The organism is Deinococcus sp. Arct2-2 (genome assembly GCF_004801315.1).
Classification (GTDB): domain Bacteria; phylum Deinococcota; class Deinococci; order Deinococcales; family Deinococcaceae; genus Deinococcus.
On record NZ_SSNW01000018.1, the window covers coordinates 32,677 to 50,705 of the forward strand.

The 18,029-nt window shown below is 61.1% G+C and carries 16 protein-coding genes and 1 pseudogene; 9 read left to right on the plus strand and 8 right to left on the minus strand.

Annotated features, from left to right (window positions below; translation table 11 throughout):
* Positions 1 to 422: 422 nt before the first annotated feature.
* On the plus strand, positions 423 to 692 hold the full coding sequence (locus E7T06_RS09770; protein ID WP_136365641.1) for a transposase: 270 nt from the start codon (positions 423 to 425) through the stop codon (positions 690 to 692).
* Between the two features lie 125 nt (positions 693 to 817).
* Positions 818 to 1,534: pseudogene (locus E7T06_RS09775) on the plus strand (IS3 family transposase); the annotation flags it as partial.
* Positions 1,535 to 1,838: 304 nt separating this feature from the next.
* Here E7T06_RS09775 and E7T06_RS09785 read toward each other — a convergent pair.
* A complete protein-coding gene (locus E7T06_RS09785) occupies positions 1,839 to 2,108 on the minus strand; it encodes a transposase (protein ID WP_136365641.1) in 270 nt (89 codons plus the stop codon).
* Between the two features lie 982 nt (positions 2,109 to 3,090).
* Positions 3,091 to 3,825 (minus strand): transposase, encoded by a 735-nt coding sequence (locus E7T06_RS09790; RefSeq protein ID WP_240740950.1) that lies wholly within the window; start codon positions 3,823 to 3,825, stop codon positions 3,091 to 3,093.
* Between the two features lie 234 nt (positions 3,826 to 4,059).
* Here E7T06_RS09790 and E7T06_RS09795 point away from each other — a divergent pair, with 234 nt between their 5' ends.
* The 6 genes from E7T06_RS09795 (at position 4,060) to E7T06_RS09820 (ending at position 11,086) form a co-directional block, all read left to right on the plus strand.
* Positions 4,060 to 4,431, plus strand: a complete 372-nt coding sequence (locus E7T06_RS09795) for a hypothetical protein (protein ID WP_136365640.1) — start codon at positions 4,060 to 4,062, stop codon at positions 4,429 to 4,431.
* A gap of 354 nt (positions 4,432 to 4,785) precedes the next feature.
* The gene (locus E7T06_RS09800) at positions 4,786 to 5,637 is read left to right on the plus strand and encodes a TIGR02452 family protein (RefSeq protein ID WP_168733462.1); all 852 of its coding nucleotides are present in this window, start codon (positions 4,786 to 4,788) and stop codon (positions 5,635 to 5,637) included.
* A gap of 382 nt (positions 5,638 to 6,019) precedes the next feature.
* Positions 6,020 to 6,451, plus strand: a complete 432-nt coding sequence (locus tag E7T06_RS21735) for a hypothetical protein (RefSeq protein WP_240740949.1) — start codon at positions 6,020 to 6,022, stop codon at positions 6,449 to 6,451.
* An 18-nt stretch (positions 6,452 to 6,469) separates the two neighbouring features.
* Positions 6,470 to 9,538 (plus strand): DUF4157 domain-containing protein, encoded by a 3,069-nt coding sequence (locus tag E7T06_RS21740; protein ID WP_240740948.1) that lies wholly within the window; start codon positions 6,470 to 6,472, stop codon positions 9,536 to 9,538.
* A 2-nt stretch (positions 9,539 to 9,540) separates the two neighbouring features.
* Complete coding sequence (locus E7T06_RS09815) at positions 9,541 to 10,158, plus strand: GAD-like domain-containing protein (protein WP_136365638.1); 618 nt, start codon at positions 9,541 to 9,543, stop codon at positions 10,156 to 10,158.
* Between the two features lie 367 nt (positions 10,159 to 10,525).
* On the plus strand, positions 10,526 to 11,086 hold the full coding sequence (locus tag E7T06_RS09820; protein WP_240740947.1) for a hypothetical protein: 561 nt from the start codon (positions 10,526 to 10,528) through the stop codon (positions 11,084 to 11,086).
* Positions 11,087 to 11,367: 281 nt separating this feature from the next.
* Here E7T06_RS09820 and E7T06_RS09825 read toward each other — a convergent pair whose 3' ends face one another.
* From E7T06_RS09825 to E7T06_RS09850, 6 genes are all read right to left on the minus strand, one after another.
* The gene (locus E7T06_RS09825; RefSeq protein ID WP_136365637.1) at positions 11,368 to 11,970 is read right to left on the minus strand and encodes a response regulator transcription factor; all 603 of its coding nucleotides are present in this window, start codon (positions 11,968 to 11,970) and stop codon (positions 11,368 to 11,370) included.
* Positions 11,967 to 13,115 carry a sensor histidine kinase gene (locus E7T06_RS09830; protein WP_136365636.1) on the minus strand — a complete coding sequence of 383 codons (1,149 nt, stop codon included), beginning with the start codon at positions 13,113 to 13,115 and terminating at the stop codon, positions 11,967 to 11,969. The genes E7T06_RS09825 and E7T06_RS09830 overlap by 4 nt, the downstream gene beginning before the upstream one ends.
* 2 nt (positions 13,116 to 13,117) lie before the next feature.
* Positions 13,118 to 13,771 carry a DUF1349 domain-containing protein gene (locus E7T06_RS09835; protein WP_240740946.1) on the minus strand — a complete coding sequence of 218 codons (654 nt, stop codon included), beginning with the start codon at positions 13,769 to 13,771 and terminating at the stop codon, positions 13,118 to 13,120.
* A 228-nt stretch (positions 13,772 to 13,999) separates the two neighbouring features.
* Entirely contained in the window at positions 14,000 to 14,821 is an 822-nt protein-coding gene (locus E7T06_RS09840; RefSeq protein WP_136365635.1) for an ABC transporter permease, read from the minus strand.
* A gap of 28 nt (positions 14,822 to 14,849) precedes the next feature.
* The gene (locus tag E7T06_RS09845; RefSeq protein ID WP_136365634.1) at positions 14,850 to 15,770 is read right to left on the minus strand and encodes an ABC transporter ATP-binding protein; all 921 of its coding nucleotides are present in this window, start codon (positions 15,768 to 15,770) and stop codon (positions 14,850 to 14,852) included.
* Positions 15,771 to 15,882: 112 nt separating this feature from the next.
* Entirely contained in the window at positions 15,883 to 16,137 is a 255-nt protein-coding gene (locus E7T06_RS09850) for a hypothetical protein (RefSeq protein ID WP_136365633.1), read from the minus strand.
* Between the two features lie 303 nt (positions 16,138 to 16,440).
* On the opposite strand from E7T06_RS09850, the gene E7T06_RS09855 reads away from it, so the two are divergent.
* Positions 16,441 to 17,715, plus strand: coding sequence for an FAD-binding protein (locus E7T06_RS09855; RefSeq protein ID WP_136365632.1), 1,275 nt, complete (start codon positions 16,441 to 16,443; stop codon positions 17,713 to 17,715).
* Positions 17,716 to 18,029 lie beyond the last annotated feature (314 nt).

Below are 18,029 nucleotides of genomic sequence, written 5' to 3' on the forward strand. Positions count from 1 at the left end.
TCTGGATGCCCTGTTCCGACACGGCTCACCGGATCTCCAAAAGTGGGTCTCCCAAGAACTGGGCACCTCTGTAGCAGAGATGTTGAACTGGAGCGAGCTCCCGCTGTGGAAGTCTTTGATCCTCACTGACCTAGATCAGCAACTGCGTGCAGACCATCCGATGTGGGCAGAAGAAGCTCCGGTCGCCCAACTGGGAGGTTGGTGCTGGGGTTGGCCAGATCAGACTTGGGACGAACGGGAGAAGCAGGATCAGCAGTTGATGGTCGTGACTTACCAGAACAGTGAGCCTTGGGTAGAGCTGTGGTGGACTGGCCAAGGATTCGAAGTCGTGGAGTGCCCCCCAAAAACTGGACGGCGTGAAGTAGAGACGAAGGCTCGCCATCCCAGCCCTGATTTGTCAGGCTGGAAGGCGAGGAGACGTCATGAAACAGAAGCAGTTCACCGAAGACCAAATCATCAAGTTGCTGCAAGATGCCAAGAAAGGTCAACAGCCCATAGAGGAGTTGTGCCGGGATTTCGGATGCAGCCCCGCGTCGTACTACACGTGGAAAAAGAAATACGGCGACACGACTCCAGATGAAGCGAAGCGGCTGCGCCACTTGGAGAAGGAAAATGCGCGGTTATTGCGGATCGTGGGCCAGCAGCGCCTCGAAATCGAGGCGGTCAAGGAGGTGTTGGCAAAAAAGCGATAACGACCCCTGAGAAGCGTGTCTTAGTGCGAGAACTGGTCACGCAGCGGGTCAAGCCCGAACGGGCTTGCTTCTTGGTGGGTCTGCCTAAATCATCGTAGCACTACCGGCCCAAACCGTGCCAGGACGACGAAATTCGTCGTCGGATTCGCGAACTGGCGGGGCAACATCCGCGACGTGGTTCTCGGTTCATCCACGCACTGCTCGTCAAAGAAGGCAACAAGGTCAACAGGAAGAAAGTGCGACGAATCTGGCGGGAGGAGCAGCTGACGATCAAGAAGAACCCCAGCCGGAAAATCCGCACCGGCAACACCATCCCCATGACCGCGGAGTGCCCCAATCACGTCTGGACATACGACTTCATTTTCGACCAAACCCTCGGAGGCAGCACCCTGAAAATCCTCACCCTCACGGATGAGTTCACCCGGCAATCGCTTGCCATCCGCGTCGCAGAGGCTTTCACGTCTATGGACGTGAAAGCCGTCCTAGACGAAGTCATCAAAGAGAGGGGTGCCCCGACCTTCCTACGGAGCGACAAAGGCTCAGAATTCATTGCTCGTGATTTGGGCATTTGGTTAGCCGTGCAGGAGGTCAGCACCCGGTTCATAGAACCGGGGAAACCCTGGCAGAACGGCTTCGCCGAAAGTTTCCACTCCCGCTTGCGGGAAGAGTGCTTGACCCAAGAAATCTTCTATTCCGTCAAACATGCCGGCGTCCTGATTGAAGGCTGGCGAGCGTTTTACAACACCCACAGGCCACATTCTTCGCTCGCTTACCAAACGCCGGACGAGTTCGCCGCCACCTGGTTGACTCGCTCGGCTTCACATCCTGTACCCTGTACCTGAGCCGAGTCTCTACTTGAAGTCGTCCAAACATTGGGGCCAGCCCACTCCTCCCGCCAGATTCGTCGCACTTTCTTCCTGTTGACCTTGTTGCCTTCTTTGACGAGCAGTGCGTGGATGAACCGAGAACCACGTCGCGGATGTTGCCCCGCCAGTTCGCGAATCCGACGACGAATTTCGTCGTCCTGGCACGGTTTGGGCCGGTAGTGCCACGATGATTTAGGCAGACCCACCAAGAAGCAAGCCCGTTCGGGCTTGACCCGCTGCGTGACCAGTTCTCGCACTAAGACACGCTTCTCAGGGGTCGTTATCGCTTTTTTGCCAACACCTCCTTGACCGCCTCGATTTCGAGGCGCTGCTGGCCCACGATCCGCAATAACCGCGCATTTTCCTTCTCCAAGTGGCGCAGCCGCTTCGCTTCATCTGGAGTCGTGTCGCCGTATTTCTTTTTCCACGTGTAGTACGACGCTGGGCTGCATCCGAAATCCCGGCACAACTCCTCTATGGGCTGTTGACCTTTCTTGGCATCTTGCAGCAACTTGATGATTTGGTCTTCGGTGAACTGCTTCTGTTTCATGACGTCTCCTCGCCTTCCAGCCTGACAAATCACGGCTGGGATGGCGAGCCTTCGTCTCTACTTCACGCCGTCCAGTTTTTGGGGGGCACTCCAGGACTTCGAATCCTTGGCCAGTCCACCACAGCTCTACCCAAGGCTCACTGTTCTGGTAAGTCACGACCATCAACTGCTGATCCTGCTTCTCCCGTTCGTCCCAAGTCTGATCTGGCCAACCCCAGCACCAACCTCCCAGTTGGGCGACCGGAGCTTCTTCTGCCCACATCGGATGGTCTGCACGCAGTTGCTGATCTAGGTCAGTGAGGATCAAAGACTTCCACAGCGGGAGCTCGCTCCAGTTCAACATCTCTGCTACAGAGGTGCCCAGTTCTTGGGAGACCCACTTTTGGAGATCCGGTGAGCCGTGTCGGAACAGGGCATCCAGATGTGGCATTTGCTGACTCGTCTGCCCGTAGAGTGCGTGCCCTTCATCCTCGTGCAGAACTGCTTCAGCGTCATACAGGGCGAGGGCTTGATTCCCCCCTGGATTGAGGTACACGCTGACACACCCGGGGAGGGCCTGTGGCAGCTTTCTGGCATCCACACTCAGCCAATGCGTGAGGAAGTCGCCATCATCAATTTGCTCTTCGTCTGTCACAACGAGATGCTCAGGCAGAGGCACACTTGGTGCGCCTTGCCAGACAGCAATGGGATCCTCTTCCCCATCAAACTGAAGGAAGGTCACTGGACGCGCAAGTTGCTTAGCAAGTGCTAAAGCTCGAGCAGGAAAGGGAGAAGACTCGGACATCCCTAAAGCTTAGTGCCCAAATCTTCAGCGACCATCCTCTAAGGTTTCTCTGGTCTAAATCCCTTTAGACCTCGGGTGCTAGGGGATCAAAGGCCGCCAAAGAACAAGGCTAGATTGTGGGCAGCAATCTTGCGGCACACATGGGCGCGAATGGACCGAAAAGAATTGAGCTGTGGAAGCATCAGGTGAAATGAGCGATCAAGACGAGAAAAGACCGTTTCTATCGTCTTTCTGAGGCCCCTCCGTAACGCCCCACCAGGGGCGCGGTTGCTTCATGTTGCTCTTGGGTTGCGCGTAGACGCCACAGCCTTGGTAGCCCCGATCACCGAGTACCAATGCTCCCTCGCCTTCGTCCAATACGGTGCGAGCGAGCGGCGGATCACTTTCATTTCCAGCAGCGAGGGCAAAGCGGACGATCATGCCATGATCGTCAATGATGACATGCAGCTTGAAGCCATAGAACCGTCCTTTCACACTGTAGCCTCCGTGCCCACCGCGTCCACTGCCCGCCTCGGTGATCGCTCGGGGTCGCGCATAGCGCGTCCCTGTGCACAGCACCAACGGTGTGCTGTCAATCACATACACGGTGTCGTCGTCGAAGTGGGGCAGTCTCAAGGCAAGATCAGCGTAGATGGTCTCGAGATTGGCCTGAATCCGGAGATACCGGGTTCGATCTGGTAAGCACGGAAACAGTGCCCGGTACGTCGAACGCACCTGAGCCAACCACTTCTGCCCTGACACTTCGCCAAGCAATTCGCCCACCAGCGCAATCGTCATCAGTTCGCCGTAACTGCCCTTCTGATTCGGTTCGTGGGGGAGCACAACTAAGCCGCTGCATGCAGCGGCTTGGAGATCATCATCTACGTACACGTAGATGAGCGTGAACAGGTCTTCGACGCTCTCCTGATCCAGCGGAAGTTCTTTGGTAGGCATACCGGAGCTTCCGCTTATTCATGTCCCGTTCGCAACCCCTAGCACCCGAGGTTTTAGAGAAGAAAAAAGCAAGGAGGGGTATCCGCGTGAGCTGGCCGGCTGATGTTCAGTGCCCTCCGATTCATGCCCGATCACGGGTTGATCACGGTCACTTTCCTACTGTTCTCTCAGGCAGAGGGCAAGCGCCCAGGGGAACGAAAACCTCCCTCCCACTGACCACCCAAGGAGAACACCATGACCACCAAAATGCTGATCGCCACCCTCGCTGCAAGTGTCGCCCTGTCCTTCTCCGCTTCCGCAGCCACCACACCCAGCACCACGGGTGCCCCGGCGGCTATCGCCCAAAATCAACCCAGCGCGGCTCCGTTGATCCTGCCAAGACTCAACAGCGCACGCGAACAAGCCGCCCGCTTCACCCCACCCGAGTTCTGCTATGTCGGCAAAATGAAGGTCGCTTGTACCCTCACGGGCGCCCCTTCCAAGGACCCCACCCAAACAGTAACCGCCCGCTTCACCCCACCCGAGTTCTGCTACGTGGGCCAAGTGAAGGTGGCCTGCACCATCACGAACGCCCCTTCCAAGGACCCCACTGGAACCCGACCCTAAGCTCAAATTCTGGGGGTGACCCCCCAGGGCTCTCAACATCACAGGCGGCCTCCGGGTCGCCTTCTTCTTTGGCCTAAGGCCAGTGAGGCCAGAGACGGCCCTGCATCTCTCTGCTCGAGACTCCTAAACATCTATGCCTACTTCAAGACCAAGGGAACATCGTCATAGATCACGACATCCACATTGACATAGGCGCCATCACCAATGACGACGGTCAGGGAGATCTGGGGAGAGGCGCATTTGAAGTTCTGGTTGTGCTGAAATTGTAGGAGGCACAGTGTGGAAAGCCGGCAGGCACGGATGACGTCAGTTGCTCCCGCCCAGAGGCCAGCCCATTGCCCTGAAAGGAGAGAGATGACGCACAGCAGCCGCGCTCAACGCCAGAAGCGCACGCAGGACGTATTGGCGCTTCTGGACGCTGCGCAGTACACCCTCGGTGACCAGACCGTTTCTCTGGAGCTGGACGCGTTGGTCAGCGGCACGCGCGTCTTGCAGAGCCTTCCACCTGTGAGATGCGGTCCCGAACGTCCCTGGCCGAAGGTGTCCGTGATGGGCGCGACGAGCACCCAGGCGGTCCACCGGGCACCTGCTGGCGCGCGTGTGACGGTCCTGAACTTCGCTTCCGGCACGCGGGTCGGTGGGGGTTTCCTGACCGGCAGTCTCGCGCAGGAAGAGGACCTGTGCCGAACGTCGACGCTTTTTTCGTCGTTGTCGTGTGACGCTGCGCGCCCTTTTTATGAAGCAGGACGCGCAGCAGGGATCATGGGTGCGGACGCCGCCGTACTCTCTCCTGGCGTTTTATTCTTCCTCGATGAGCATGGCCAGCCGATCTCGCCGAGGCGGGCGAACATCATCAGCTGTGCGGCACCGAACCTGCGTGAGTTTCCAGGAGACCCGGCACGGCAGTGTGAAGCGGGAGAACGCATCCGTGTTCGCACCCGCCTAGTACTGCGGGCCGCGGAGGAGCTCGGTACGGATCACTTGATTCTGGGCGCGTGGGGATGCGGCGTGTTCGCCAATGACCCGGCCGTGGTGGCTCCGGCCATGCTCTTTGCGCTGGGCGACCATCTGAAGAATGACGACAGCACGTTCGCAGAAGTAACCTTCGCTATTCCCGAACCGCGAGCTGAAGGGCCGGATAACCTCACAACCTTCCTCGAAGCCGTGGTGGCGTACGGTGGCCCAGCCCGCGAGAGTCTTGGATAAAAGGTGTCTCGTATTTTACCCAGGTACAGCCTCATGTTTTTCTGCTCTAAGGTGTTTTAGGCCTGAAGAAGTCGAAATGGAGATGGGGACTACTCTTGAGCTGTTTCGAGGAGACCTCCTGGCCTTGAGCCGAGAATGGACGAGCCTTCATGACGATGAACTCAGGCGACGCGCCGTTCAAGCGGCCGGGGAAAAAAATGCGGCCGCTCTCGTCTCATTGACCACGGCTTATCTCAGTCATGCTGGCGGCTCGGGCGTGCTCACCCGTCCGCATACCATTGCCGCCTATAAGCGAGGTGTCCGGCAATTCCTCGCTTGGGCAGAAGGACAAGCCGTCAGTCTCTTGCGCCCCGGTGGTCACGACGGGCAGTAGACTGAACCCATGTACGAGTCGGTCAAGCGCAAGGGGGCAACATCGCAAACGGTCTTGCCCCAGTGGGTTGTCCCGGCTCCGGTTGAGCCACTTCCAAACCCGACAGAGGCGGTTCAGCGGGCCTTGACGGCCCACACCTTCCGGCCCGTTTCGGCGCAACGCCGTGCAACACAGCCGGTCTTGCAGGCCAGCCAATACGAACAGCGCGAAGTCCAGCGATTGGCCACCGAGCAGGCCGCGGTACAACGCCAACTTGATGTGTTGCCTCCCCTGCTTCCTGCGACGTTATCTGCTGCCTTACAACGGCAACACACTCCTGCTTCCCCACCCCTGAAACCGCAATCGCCTGCCGAGTGGGTGACGGTGATGCGGTTTCAGGCTGAGCAAGCCGAAAGCCGCTTGATGGACGTGCATCAAGCGGGGCAGTTTACGGCCCTGTAACGGCAGGTGGCGCAGGTCTTGCAGCAGGGGTACCGGCAAGACCGTCAGCCTCCAGCAGTGCGTCAAGCCCACTACGCTGAGCATCTGGTGGCTCTACAGCGACATCCCGCCAGTGGGCAGGTGGCCCGCGCCGTGATGGCGCTGATTCCTGCAGGCGAACGGCCCGCCTTGCAACGAGCAGTGGAGACCGCTCTCCAGAGGCAAGCCGAGCAAGATGCTCAGGATCAAGTGGCACTGACTCAGCAGACCTTGCAACGCAAGAAAGCGGAACTAGAAGCTGAAGCGTTGCAGCCTGTCCTGCAACGGATTCAAGCGCGGCGTGGGAGCGGCAATCCATTGCCCGCTGCGATCCTGCGCCACCTTAAACAAGGCCTGAACCACGACCTGAGCCGAGTGCGCATTCATGACGACGCCGAAGCGGATCTGTTGGCAAAGAAGGTCAATGCCTTAGCCTTTACCACCGGGACTGACATCTACTTTCGTAGCGGCCAGTTCAATCCCAATACCCAGAGTGGTCTTGAACTCCTCGCGCACGAAGCCACCCACACGGTGCAGCAGAGTAAGGGCAATGTCAAGGCGGGCGTTGATCCCGATGCAGGCTTGGAGAGCGAAGCCCGGCGGATGGGCAAGAAGTTGGCGACGCTCCCCGTCAAACAGGCCCCCACTCCCCATGCGCCGGGCATCTACACCCATGCTTCTGCCCTGACACGGGTTCAAACAGGAGCCGCCCAAGCCCTCTCCCTTAAGCCCTTGACGGATCTCCAACCCCAAGCCGTGCAACGCTTTGGCAATCCGTTGACGTGGGTGGCCGATCAGGCCAAATCCGGTCTCGCCTCTGCCCTGACCGCGATTCCCGGCTACCGGGAACTCACCATGGCTTTTGGCAAAGATTTGGTCACCGGTAAAACGATGGCGGCCAATCCTCATGCCATTCTCGATGCCCTCGCAGGCTGGGTGCCGGGGCCACTGAAAGACGTCCTCAAAGCCCTGAAAGAGACTGGGGCGATTCCCAAGGCATGGGCGTGGTTCAAAGCCGAGCTCGGCAAACTGGATTTGGGTGGCGCACTGGGGGAAGTCGGCAAGGCCATCAGCAAGGCGGATCTGGGAGCCGCCAAGACCGCCATCACCCGCCGCATCAGTGGCCTGAAGGCGTTGATCGTCGGCAGTGCCCACAAGATCGCTGAGATTGGGTTGACCGCTCTGACAGCAGGCTTAGCCCCAGTGGGGCAACAGGTCATCGCCAAGTTGCGGGGCAGTGGTGACCTGATCCTGCAAGTCCTGAAAAACCCAGCCAAGTTTGCCGGTCATTTGCTGGGGGCTTTGAAAGGGGGCTTCAGCCGCTTTGCCCAAAACGCCCCCAAGCACCTGCAGAACGGCTTAGGGCAATGGCTCACCGGGGCCAGTGGCATTGCCTTCCCCGCCAAGTTGGATCTGCAAGGCGTGTTCCTGACGGCCCTGAGTGTCATGGGCTTGACGTATCAGGCCATGCGGGGCCGCTTGGTCAAAAGCCTCGGGCCGAATGGCGAAAAACAAGTGCGCCAGGCTGAAGGCACGCTGGACACCTTGAAAACCCTGAAGGGTGGCCTGCATAAGGCGTCTGAGATCAAGGCCAATCAGAGCAGCATCAGCAGCGAAGTCGCCAGCAATCTGAAGACAGAAGTGACCAAAAGCGTGGTCATGGCAGGCATCACCAAAGTGGCGACGATGCTCATTCCCGGCGGCGGCTTTGTGAACGCCCTGATCGGGGCGTTCCGCAGTGTGCAGTTCCTCGTGCAGCAAGGGCAACAGCTCATGGGCGTGGTGACCAGTGCCCTCGCCAGCGTCAGTGCGATTGCGGCGGGCAACATCGGCGCAGCGATCACGGGCATCGAAAGCACCCTGGCCCGCAGCATTCCGGTGGCGCTGGGCTTCTTGGGCAAACTGCTGGGCCTCGGCAATCTGGGGGCTAAGATCAAGGCCGTCATCAATAAAGTGCGGGGCAAGCTGGACCGGGTACTGGATAAGGTGGTGGCCCGCATCAAAGCCTTGGTCGTCAAGACAACTGGAGCAGCCCGGAGCGCCGGGCGAACGGTGGCAACCAGTGCGCAGACCGTGGCCGCACGGACCCGGGCCTTGGTTACCGGTCTTTTTGGCCGCAAGTCGTTCCGGGGCGGTGGGGAACAGCACAGCGTTTGGGCAGAGATCAAACCCAACAACGTGAAGTTGATGATCGCTTCGACGCCCAAAGAAGCCAGTGAACAACTGCTGTTCTTCGCTCAACAAGCTCGCGCCAGTCTGGGGGCGGATCCGCGCCAAGTCTTTAATAAATCCATTCAGCCGCATTTGGCCTATGGCTTGGGGCAAGTGAAGCTGGAAAAGCAGGCCCTGCTGACCGCCACGACCACCTTGCCTGTGGCTGAGCGGGAAGCCAAAATCGAAATGGGTATGCGTGCCAGCAACATCACGGCGCGGGTAGCCCGTCATGCACAGAAATTGCTCGATGAAATCAACGCTCATGCGGGCGGCACGCACACCATGAGTCCCGTCACGCTGACGTTCAACCGGGTACCGACCAGCCGGGGTGCCACTCGCCGCTATGACCAACAGGAACTGGCCCTGCAACTCGCTGAACAGGAAAACGCCCTCAAACGGATGACGGTTGCCGAATGGCTGCGCCGCTATCCTTTCTATCCAGGAGCAGCGAGGTCAACTCGTCAAAACGTTCAAACCTCGGATGCCAGCGCCCGCACCCGCTACCGGGAAGCAGAGGGAGCGCGGCTGGAACTCCAGCTGACGGCCCGCTTGACGCGGCAATATCTGGCCGAAGGACAGTCCGCTCGCCAAGCCGCCTTGCAAGCCCGACAAGACGCCAAAACCCGCGTTGCCACCTTCATCGCCACCCAAGCCGCGCTTCACATGCCCGATAAAATTGCTGGTGGAGATTATCTCTTAGACATTCAAGGTCTCGGAAACAGCGACGTCAACAGCTTTTTGGGAACACAATGGAACTCGGGCGGAAAAATTGTGCAGTTGAAAGCGGCATGTGATGCCGTTCCCAACGCTGACCGGGCCACCAGCTATGTGAATGTGCACTTGGTATTGAGGTGAAGATGAAGCAACCCATTGACCTGCTGCACTTTGAGATCTTGACGGAAGAATTTGGCTGCGACCCTTACGAAGATGTTTTACCTGCCACCCTCCAGACCTATCAGCACAGCCTGCCCGCCGTGCTGCTGGCGATCTGGGAGAACCATGGGCTCACGTCCCATGGACAGGGCGAACTGTGGTTCACGAATCCAGACGACTTCAAAGAGATCATCCGCGCATTTTTTGGCCCTCAGCGTGAATTTTTGGTGTTCGCTCGCACCTCCTATGGAGATTTGTATGCGGTGCTTCAAGAGCAGCTCTACCTGATCCACCCTCAAATTGCCCGTGCCATGCATTTTGGCGAGTGGGAACTCCTTGAGCCGATGATCTCCGGCACCTTGATTCGGGAAGGCAGCCAAACACACCGGGAGCACCTCCGGGCACTGAAAAAACTCGGCCCCCTCAAAGCCGATCAGATGTACGGGTATGTTCCGGTGTTGGCTCTCGGTGGGAACGGCAGTCTCAAAGAAACAAAAATTGTTCCGCTGCGCGAATACCTGTTGATGGTTGCCGATATCGCCACCTCAGCTGTGCGTGAAGGCTGGAATCCTCTGGGGCTTCCAACGGAGTCGGCACCCTAGAGAGCATGGAGTGGGCAGAGCGGATGATTTGACGCGGCCGTGTTGCTGCCGTTCCTGACCTTACAGGGACGATGGGATTGAGAAGCAGGGGCTCAGAGTGCGGCTTCAAGATGTTTCGGGCCTTTAGCGCTGCATCCTACGGAGCGTTGCGTGGCCACATCCCCTCGGTCAAGGCTGGGACTGCTTCACCCTCTCTACAGCGGCTCTGGGAGTAAGGCCAGCTGGAACTGGATGTGGTGAAGCAGAGCATGGCCTCCCTCGCCAAGTTTTCGAAGGGTGGGAACGTCGCGGCTAACACCGCCATTGAGACGGCTTTGATGCAGGCCACGGCACCGCTGCGCCTCTTGTCCGATATTTTGGATGGCGGATGAACGTTCAAGAACTCAGGACGGCCTGTGAGCGCTGGACGCCCTTTGAGGATGCCTCTCCAGCATTGATCACCGCACTGGAGGTATGCCTTGATGAGCCGAACACTGAACTGGACACGTTGTTCCGCGACGTGGTGTACGCCTTCAACGAAGCATCGGATGGCTTCTGGATCAACTACGCTATCCAGTACGCTCCCCAAGCCAAAGAGCCGGAAACTGCGTTGGAGTATCTGGAGTACATCGTGGGGCATCCAGAACTCTACGGTGTCTTGGGAGGACGTTTCAGCGCCGCCGCGAGTACCTTGGGCAAGGTCGCGCCCTATCCAAACGCTGCTTTACGGCAACTGATGACCCAGCCCGAGACCGGGAACGAGGAAGCCGACTTTGATGTGCAGTATGCGCGTGCGGCAGCCTTTGGAGCTTACGTCATGACCGCAACCAGCTTTGAGTATGGCCTCGAGGCAGGACGCGCCATCCGGGACAAGGGCGAGCAGCCAACGCTGGAGAAAGCCGAAGCCCTGATTCGGGCTTGGCCCGGCTCTTGCGACTCCAAGTCTTAACTCAGCAGGCCCAACAGTGGGACAACTTGAGGACAGCTCACCCTGAATTCAGAGCAGTGAGGGCCAATGCTCATGGCGTAAGTGAGGCTGTGGACACTGAATGGCAGTGCAAAAACCTGTGGAGTGAATCAGGATAAAGGCAACAGGCTTGTGCAACAGGAAAAGGCCGTGTCCATCACTGTTTTCCTCTCGTTGAGAAAGCTTCCCTTTCGCACTGCCCCCCGACTCATTGTTTTCTCATTCTGAAGGGCGGCATCGGATGCCCTCGCTAGGTTAAGTCCTCATAACCAGCCCTTCTCCCGCGCCCGCTTTGCTGCCTCGGCGCGGTTGGCAGCTCCCAGCTTGCTGATCGCTTCCGACAGGTAGTTTCTGACCGTGCCTTCGGACAGGCCGAGGCCGGCAGCGATGGCGGCGGTCGAGGTGCCGCTCTCGGCTTCGCGCAGCACTTGCCGTTCTCGCTCGGTCAGGGGGTCAGGGTCGTCCCACGCGCGTTCTGCCAGGGCGGGGGCAATGGCGCGGCCCCCGCCCTGCACCTGGCGGATGGCCTGTGCAAGCTGGGTGGCGGGCGCGTCCTTGAGCAAATACCCGCGTGCCCCGGCGTCCAGTGCCCGGCGGAGGTAGCCGCTGCGGGCAAAGGTCGTCACGATGATCACGCGCACGGCGGGGTAGTCTTCGCGCACACGGGCAGCCAGATCCAGCCCGCTCAAGCGCGGCATTTCTATATCGGTCACGAGGACATCGGGCAACAGGGTGCGAACCAGTTCCAGCGCCGCCTCGCCGTCGGTGGCCGTGCCCACCACGCTGAGATCGTCTTCCAGAGACAGCAGGGCGGACAGCGCCCCCAGCACCATCGACTGATCTTCGGCCAGCAAGACGCGGATCACAGGCGCAGTCCGTCTGGCAGAAGGTCGCGTGCAGACTCGTCCGCTTCGGGGCCGGGCAGGTCGGCGGTCAGGGTCGTGCCCGCTGTGCCGTCGCGGGTCAGGCTGCCGCCCAGCGCCCTCAACCGCTCACGCATCCCGGTCAGGCCGCTGCCTTCGGGCGTCTGGCCGCCGATGCCGTCATCTTTGATGACCAGTCGGTGACCGCGTGGCGTGGGCGTCAGCGTAATCCTGACCTCGTGGGCGCGGGCGTGGCGCACTACATTCGTCACCGCCTCGCGCAGCAGCATGGCCGCGCTGGCTTCAGTGCGGGCGGGCAATTCCGGTAGAGCCTCGGTCACGGTCAGGCGCACGCCCGCCGCGTCCAGCGCCACCTTGGCACGGGCCAGTTCGGCATTCAGGCCGCTGCCCCGGTAGCCCTGCACGGCGGCCCTCACCTCGGTCAGGGCGTCTCTGCTGATGCGCTCCACTTCGCGGATTTCCTGTGCGGCGCGGGACGGATCGCGCTCTGTCAGGCGGGCGGCCAACTCGCTTTTCAGCACGATCACGCTGAGGGTGTGGCCCAGTAGATCATGCAGGTCGCGGGCAATCCGTTCGCGTTCGGCGTCGGCGGCCAGGCGCTCGTTTTCGCGCTGCACCTGCGCCAGCCGTGCACCCGCGACGCGCTGGGCATAACTGGCGTGGTTGGCATAGGCCGCCACCAGGGTAAACAGCAGGTTGGGGGCCAGCCACCACAGGTCGTCGGGGCGGTACGTGCCTGTCCAGAAGGGCCACACCATCACCGTCATGTTCAGGAAGGCCAGCCAGAACGCGGTGCCTGTGCGCCCCTGAAATCCGATCATGCTGGCCCCGTAGATCAGGAATGTGGTGGCCGTTCCCCCGATCACCGGAAGCAGCACGAAATAGCTGGCCAGCGACAAGGCCCAGCCTACCACTGCCCAGGATTGCTGCACCTGTGCGCTGCGGAGGCCGGGCCAGAAGACCCGCAAATACAGAACGATGAACCCGGTGATCAGGGCCAGAAACAGGGCCACCTGTAGCGGGCTGCGCGGCACTTCCCAGAAGCTGCCCAGCGGGAAGACCAGAAACCCCAGCCAGATCAGCGGGAAAAAATCCCAGATGTTGAGGCGGCGAGAGCGGGTAGCCATAGTCAGGGTTGGGTGAGTTCGTGGAGAGAACGGGCATCGGAAGGGGTGAGGGTAAACTGATCGAAGGTCGCCTGAAATCCGGCCCGCTGTGGGCTACAGGCCATCACGCCCACCCGGACTGGCAGAGTCGGCGGAAAATAGGCCAGTCTGAGCAATGTCCAGGCGGTGGGGGCAGGCGCAGATTCCGTGGAGTCTGGACGGGCATGGACGATCACAGCGTCGGCCCGCCGGATCACCCGGAACCAAACGGCGGCGTGGGCCTCGGCAGGCATCACACTCCAGTCTGAAAAATCGCGGGTCAGGACGGCGCTCCATTGCTGCCGCTGCTGCCCGTTCTGCTCCACGTACTCCACGCCTGCTTTGAGCCAGTGGGTATCGTCGGCCCACACCATCAGGCCCGCCTGATCGTACAATTGCAGGTATTCGCCGCGCACGCGCACACAAGCCGTAAATTCTGAGGGCGCTGCTTGCAGCAGGGCATGACCGTTGCTGTGCGTAAACCCGTAATGGGTGGCCTGCCAAAAATCCGTCTGGTCGCCCGTGCGTACCTCTAACGCTCCGTCTGCCGTCACTTGGGCCTGCGGCGGCGCGTGCTGCCAGCTCATGCCTGACCAAGGCGTCTGGAGCACGTCGGTGGCTGGAAGTCCATCTAACATAGGAAAAGTATCCTCCTTTCTTCAGAGCGTTTTTGCCTTTTACGTATTGATCCTGATTGGGCTGAGCAACCCCCAGTTGGCTTCGCAGCCAGCCCTTGTCCTCCCCTTAAGGGGGGTTTTGTTGCCCAGCCTTCAAAGACTTGGCAACCTAGGCAAGGATCAAGAACAGAACACCACTGGAAAAACGAGCCAAAAGGCCATTCAGAACGCTGTTCCCACCGCCCCCGCTTACTGCCCCCGCGCCTCATCTCGCTTCATGGCCCACACGGCCACACTGCCGAAGACCAGCGTAAAGCCCGCCAGCCACAGCCAATGCGTCAGGTCGTGAGACGTGTCATGGGCCACGGCGCTCCAGCCCAACTGCGCGAGGTGATAGCCCGGCAGGTACGGCGCGGCCCGCTGCACCACGTCCGGCAACCCGTCCAGCGGCACGAACAGGCCCGATGCGAACGACACCAGCACGCTCAGCACATTGGCCATCACGCTGGCGGCCGCCGGATTGACCAGAAAGCCGATGCACAGGCCCAAGGCGATCAGCGGAACCATGCCCAGGAGCAGCTTGCCCAGCACCGTGAGGGCCAGACCCAGCGGCAGGGTCACGCCGCCTGCAACGTGCGCGAAGGAGTACAGCAGCGTGAGACTGAGAGCGCTGAACAGCAGCGCAGCCAAAATCTTTGCGGCAAAATACAGCGGCGCAGGCAGCGGCGAGGCCCGCAGCAGCCTCAACCAACCGCCCGTGCGCTCTATGGCCACCGCTGCCCCGAACGAGAACAGGGCGAGGCTCAGGAGCGCGTAGGTACCGAAACTGACCAGCAGATAGTGGCCCACGTTCACGCCGCTATCGGTGGTTTCGCGCACGTTGGGCAGACCGAACAGGGCAAACCACAGGATCGGAAAGCCCAGCGTACCGACGGCAAACATGGGATTGCGGGCCATGCGCCGCAGTTCGGCCAGCACCAGTTGCGCCAGCGCGGGCAGCAGCGGCGCACGGCGGCCAGAGGAAACGGCGAGGCGGGGCAGGGTGGGGGCAGGCGTGCTGGGCGTCGTCATGGGTCCAACCTCCGGGGCAATGAGGGAATCAGGCTTTCAGGGCGTCGGGTGCGGTCAAGCTCAGGAAGGCGTCTTCGAGGCTGGCCCGGCTGACTTCCAGCTCCCGGAAGGTCACCCCTGCGTGGACCAGGGTCACCAACAGGGCTTCGGGTTCGCGGGTCCGCAGGGTGGCGCGGCCCGCTCCGTCCACCTCGGCGCTGTCGACTCCGGGCAGCGCCTGCAACTCGGCCAGCACGAGGTTGGAAGAAAAACGCACCCGCCCCGCCGCCACGCCGGAGCGCAGGCTGGCGGGGGTGCCGTCGGCCAGCAGGGTTCCGGCGTTCATGACCACCACGCGGTCGGCGGTGCGCTCGGCTTCCTCCAGATAGTGGGTGGTCAGCAAGATGGTGCGGCCTTCCCGTTTCAGGCCGTCTACAGCGTGCCAGAAGGCGAGCCGGCTTCCGGCATCCATGCCGGTGGTCGGTTCATCCAGAAACAGCACTTGCGGGTTGCCCACCACTGCCAACGCGAAAGCGAGTCGCCGGGCCTGTCCGCCGCTCAACGCCCCGGCCCGCCGCGTGGCGACGCTGTGCAGGTCGGCCAATTCCAGCGCGGTGTCTACGCTGAGGGGTGCGGGATAGAGGCGGGCAAACAGCGTGACCGCCTCACGCACCGTGAGGGCCTGCGGGATGGCACTTTCCTGCGGCATGGACCCGGTGACGGTGCGTCCGCCCCCCGCTGCCGGGTTGCCGCCCAGCACCCGCACCACGCCCGCCGTGGGCCGCGCCAGCCCCAGCATCAGGCTGATGGCAGTGGTTTTGCCCGCGCCGTTGGGGCCGAGCAGCGCGGTCAGTTCTCCGGCCCGGATGCCCAGGGTCAGGCCGCGCAGGGCCTCCACGGAGCCGAAGCGTTTACTCACGCCCACCAGTTCGACGGCGGGCGGAGGAGCGGCAGAGGCTGAATGGGTCATGCCCCCAGAGTGCGCGGTGTGACGGGCCGCTCCCAGTGCCTTGCGTCAGGGCGGCAACATGACAGGTGTCATATGCGGCGCTGTTGCCTCAGCTCTTATACGCGTCACGGCCTCAATCGCCTGAAACTCCTCGCGAAGGGTTTGAGTGCCCTTCCAGCTCTCCTGCGGGCAGATTGAGGTTGGTTCTTTCATCTTCTGCTCGCCGGTAGAGGCCGCTGAGGTGTTCGCGGTCGCCGGTTTGCCGCTTGAAGAGGACGGCGACGGTTTGGCCCTGTGCAGGCTGCAGTCCTTCGCGTTTCAGGGCGTCAATGGTAGCGAGGTCAGGGGGATGGGTTTGGTGGGAGGTGGGGAGTTTCTCTGTGGGCATGAGGGCGCCCTCCCGCCGGCTGGGGCGCGGGCGGGCACACAGTAGCCCTCCGTTTAGGTCTGCCAATCCTCCACTGGAGAGACAGCGGTCTGGTACTGCTCAAACACCCACTGTTCCGCCGCCCTCCGGGTCATGGTACAACTCTACTTCTAGGACACGTTCCAGGGCCGATGAAATCGACGTTCTTCCCACCTGATGATCAGAGGGGTCAGGTAACACACAGACGGTACGAGCCCGGTGTATACAAAAACGCACATCATGGAGTCAGGCCAGATGAGGACTTGCCAAGGGAGTACGGCGCAGATGACCAAGCAAACCAATTGGGGAGGCAACTACACCTACCGCGCCGCGCGGTGGCACCATCCCCATACCGTTGAGGAGGTTCAAGATGTGGTGCGCCGCTCAGCACAGGTTCGGGTCTTAGGGACACGCCACTCCTTCAACGGAATCGCGGACACACCCGAAGACCTCATCTCCCTCAAACACCTGAACCGCGTCCTCGCGCTTGACGAAGGACAACAGACGGTCACGGTGGAGGGCGGCGTGCGGTACGGGGAACTGTGCCGATATCTCGACGAGCGCGGCTGGGCACTGCACAACCTCGCCTCCCTGCCCCACCTTTCTGTGGCCGGCGCGTGCGCGACCGGCACCCACGGCTCCGGAAACCGCTCGCCAGGCCTGGCCGCCGCTGTGACGGCGATGAGCCTCGTCACAGCGGGTGGGCATGTGACCACCGTTTCGCGAGAGCAGGAGGGAGCGTCCTTTGAGGGCATGGTGGTAGGGCTGGGTGCCCTCGGAGTGGTGACCAGCCTCACATTGAAGGTCGAGCCCAGCTACCTGATGCGGCAGGACGTGTACGAACATCTGCCTCTGACGCAGCTCATCCAGCGTTTTGATCAGATCACCGGAAGCGCCGAGAGCGTGAGTCTCTTCACCGACTGGCGTGAGCCCCACGTTCAACAGGTGTGGCTCAAGCGCCGCGTTTCCCCGCAAGACACGTTCAAGCCTGATGCGGAATGGTTCGGGGCGACGCTGGCACAGCGCCACCTTCACCCGATTCACCATCTCTCGGCGGCGCCCTGCAATCAACAGCTCGGCATCCCAGGGCCCTGGTTTGACCGCCTGCCCCATTTCCGCGCCGCCCATACGCCCAGCAGCGGCCAGGAAGTGCAGAGCGAATACGTCCTGCCCCGTACGCACGCTCCCGCCGCCTTGTACGCCCTATCTGCGCTGGGAAAACGGCTGGCCCCCGTTCTCCTGATCTCGGAGGTACGAACCATCTCTGCCGACGAACTCTGGCTCAGCCCGTGTTACCACCAGGACAGCGTGAGCGTCCACTTCACCTGGCACCCAGATGAGCGGGCCGTGCGGGCCCTGCTGCCTGAGATCGAAAGAGAACTCGCGCCGTTCGGACCACGTCCGCACTGGGGGAAGGTCTTTACCCTGCCGCCTGCCCGGTTGGAGCACCTCTATCCGCGCCTGCCGGACTTCCGGCGACTGGTGACGACGTGGGATCCGGGAGGCAAGTTCCGTAACGACTTTTTGAACGCTTATGTGTTCGGGAACTCTTGCAAATGATGGTGAGGACTGGTTGAGGTTTGCCGACCGCCTGCAAGACGCGGCCATCAGGGCCAAGCAGGCCGGCCTCCGCGTCGCGTATCACAATCACGACCATGAGCTGAGTGACCATGTGAACGGGCAATCAGTGCTGGACGCTCTGCTTGACCGCGCACCAAATGTGCTGGCAGAGATTGACGTGGCCTGGGTGGAGGCAAGGGAGCCAGCAGGCTGGGACGTATCTGAACCGCTACGCGGGTCGAGGGCGCGGGAGTCGAGTGGTTGCTCTTGGAGCAAGACCACTGTACGGGCGAGCCCTTCGGCAGTGCGGTGCA

Excerpts from the sequence above, each read along its gene's own strand:
- E7T06_RS09800 (WP_168733462.1), top strand. The coding sequence starts at position 4,786 with ATGACGCACAGCAGCCGCGCTCAACGCCAGAAGCGCACGCAGGACGTA.
- E7T06_RS09850 (WP_136365633.1), bottom strand. The coding sequence starts at position 16,137 with ATGCCCACAGAGAAACTCCCCACCTCCCACCAAACCCATCCCCCTGAC.
- E7T06_RS09770 (WP_136365641.1), top strand. The coding sequence starts at position 423 with ATGAAACAGAAGCAGTTCACCGAAGACCAAATCATCAAGTTGCTGCAA.
- E7T06_RS21735 (WP_240740949.1), top strand. The coding sequence starts at position 6,020 with ATGTACGAGTCGGTCAAGCGCAAGGGGGCAACATCGCAAACGGTCTTG.
- E7T06_RS09785 (WP_136365641.1), bottom strand. The coding sequence starts at position 2,108 with ATGAAACAGAAGCAGTTCACCGAAGACCAAATCATCAAGTTGCTGCAA.
- E7T06_RS09840 (WP_136365635.1), bottom strand. The coding sequence starts at position 14,821 with ATGACGACGCCCAGCACGCCTGCCCCCACCCTGCCCCGCCTCGCCGTT.
- E7T06_RS09820 (WP_240740947.1), top strand. The coding sequence starts at position 10,526 with ATGAACGTTCAAGAACTCAGGACGGCCTGTGAGCGCTGGACGCCCTTT.
- E7T06_RS09835 (WP_240740946.1), bottom strand. The coding sequence starts at position 13,771 with ATGTTAGATGGACTTCCAGCCACCGACGTGCTCCAGACGCCTTGGTCA.
- E7T06_RS09845 (WP_136365634.1), bottom strand. The coding sequence starts at position 15,770 with ATGACCCATTCAGCCTCTGCCGCTCCTCCGCCCGCCGTCGAACTGGTG.
- E7T06_RS09795 (WP_136365640.1), top strand. The coding sequence starts at position 4,060 with ATGACCACCAAAATGCTGATCGCCACCCTCGCTGCAAGTGTCGCCCTG.
- E7T06_RS09790 (WP_240740950.1), bottom strand. The coding sequence starts at position 3,825 with ATGCCTACCAAAGAACTTCCGCTGGATCAGGAGAGCGTCGAAGACCTG.
- E7T06_RS09815 (WP_136365638.1), top strand. The coding sequence starts at position 9,541 with ATGAAGCAACCCATTGACCTGCTGCACTTTGAGATCTTGACGGAAGAA.
- E7T06_RS09830 (WP_136365636.1), bottom strand. The coding sequence starts at position 13,115 with ATGGCTACCCGCTCTCGCCGCCTCAACATCTGGGATTTTTTCCCGCTG.
- E7T06_RS09855 (WP_136365632.1), top strand. The coding sequence starts at position 16,441 with ATGACCAAGCAAACCAATTGGGGAGGCAACTACACCTACCGCGCCGCG.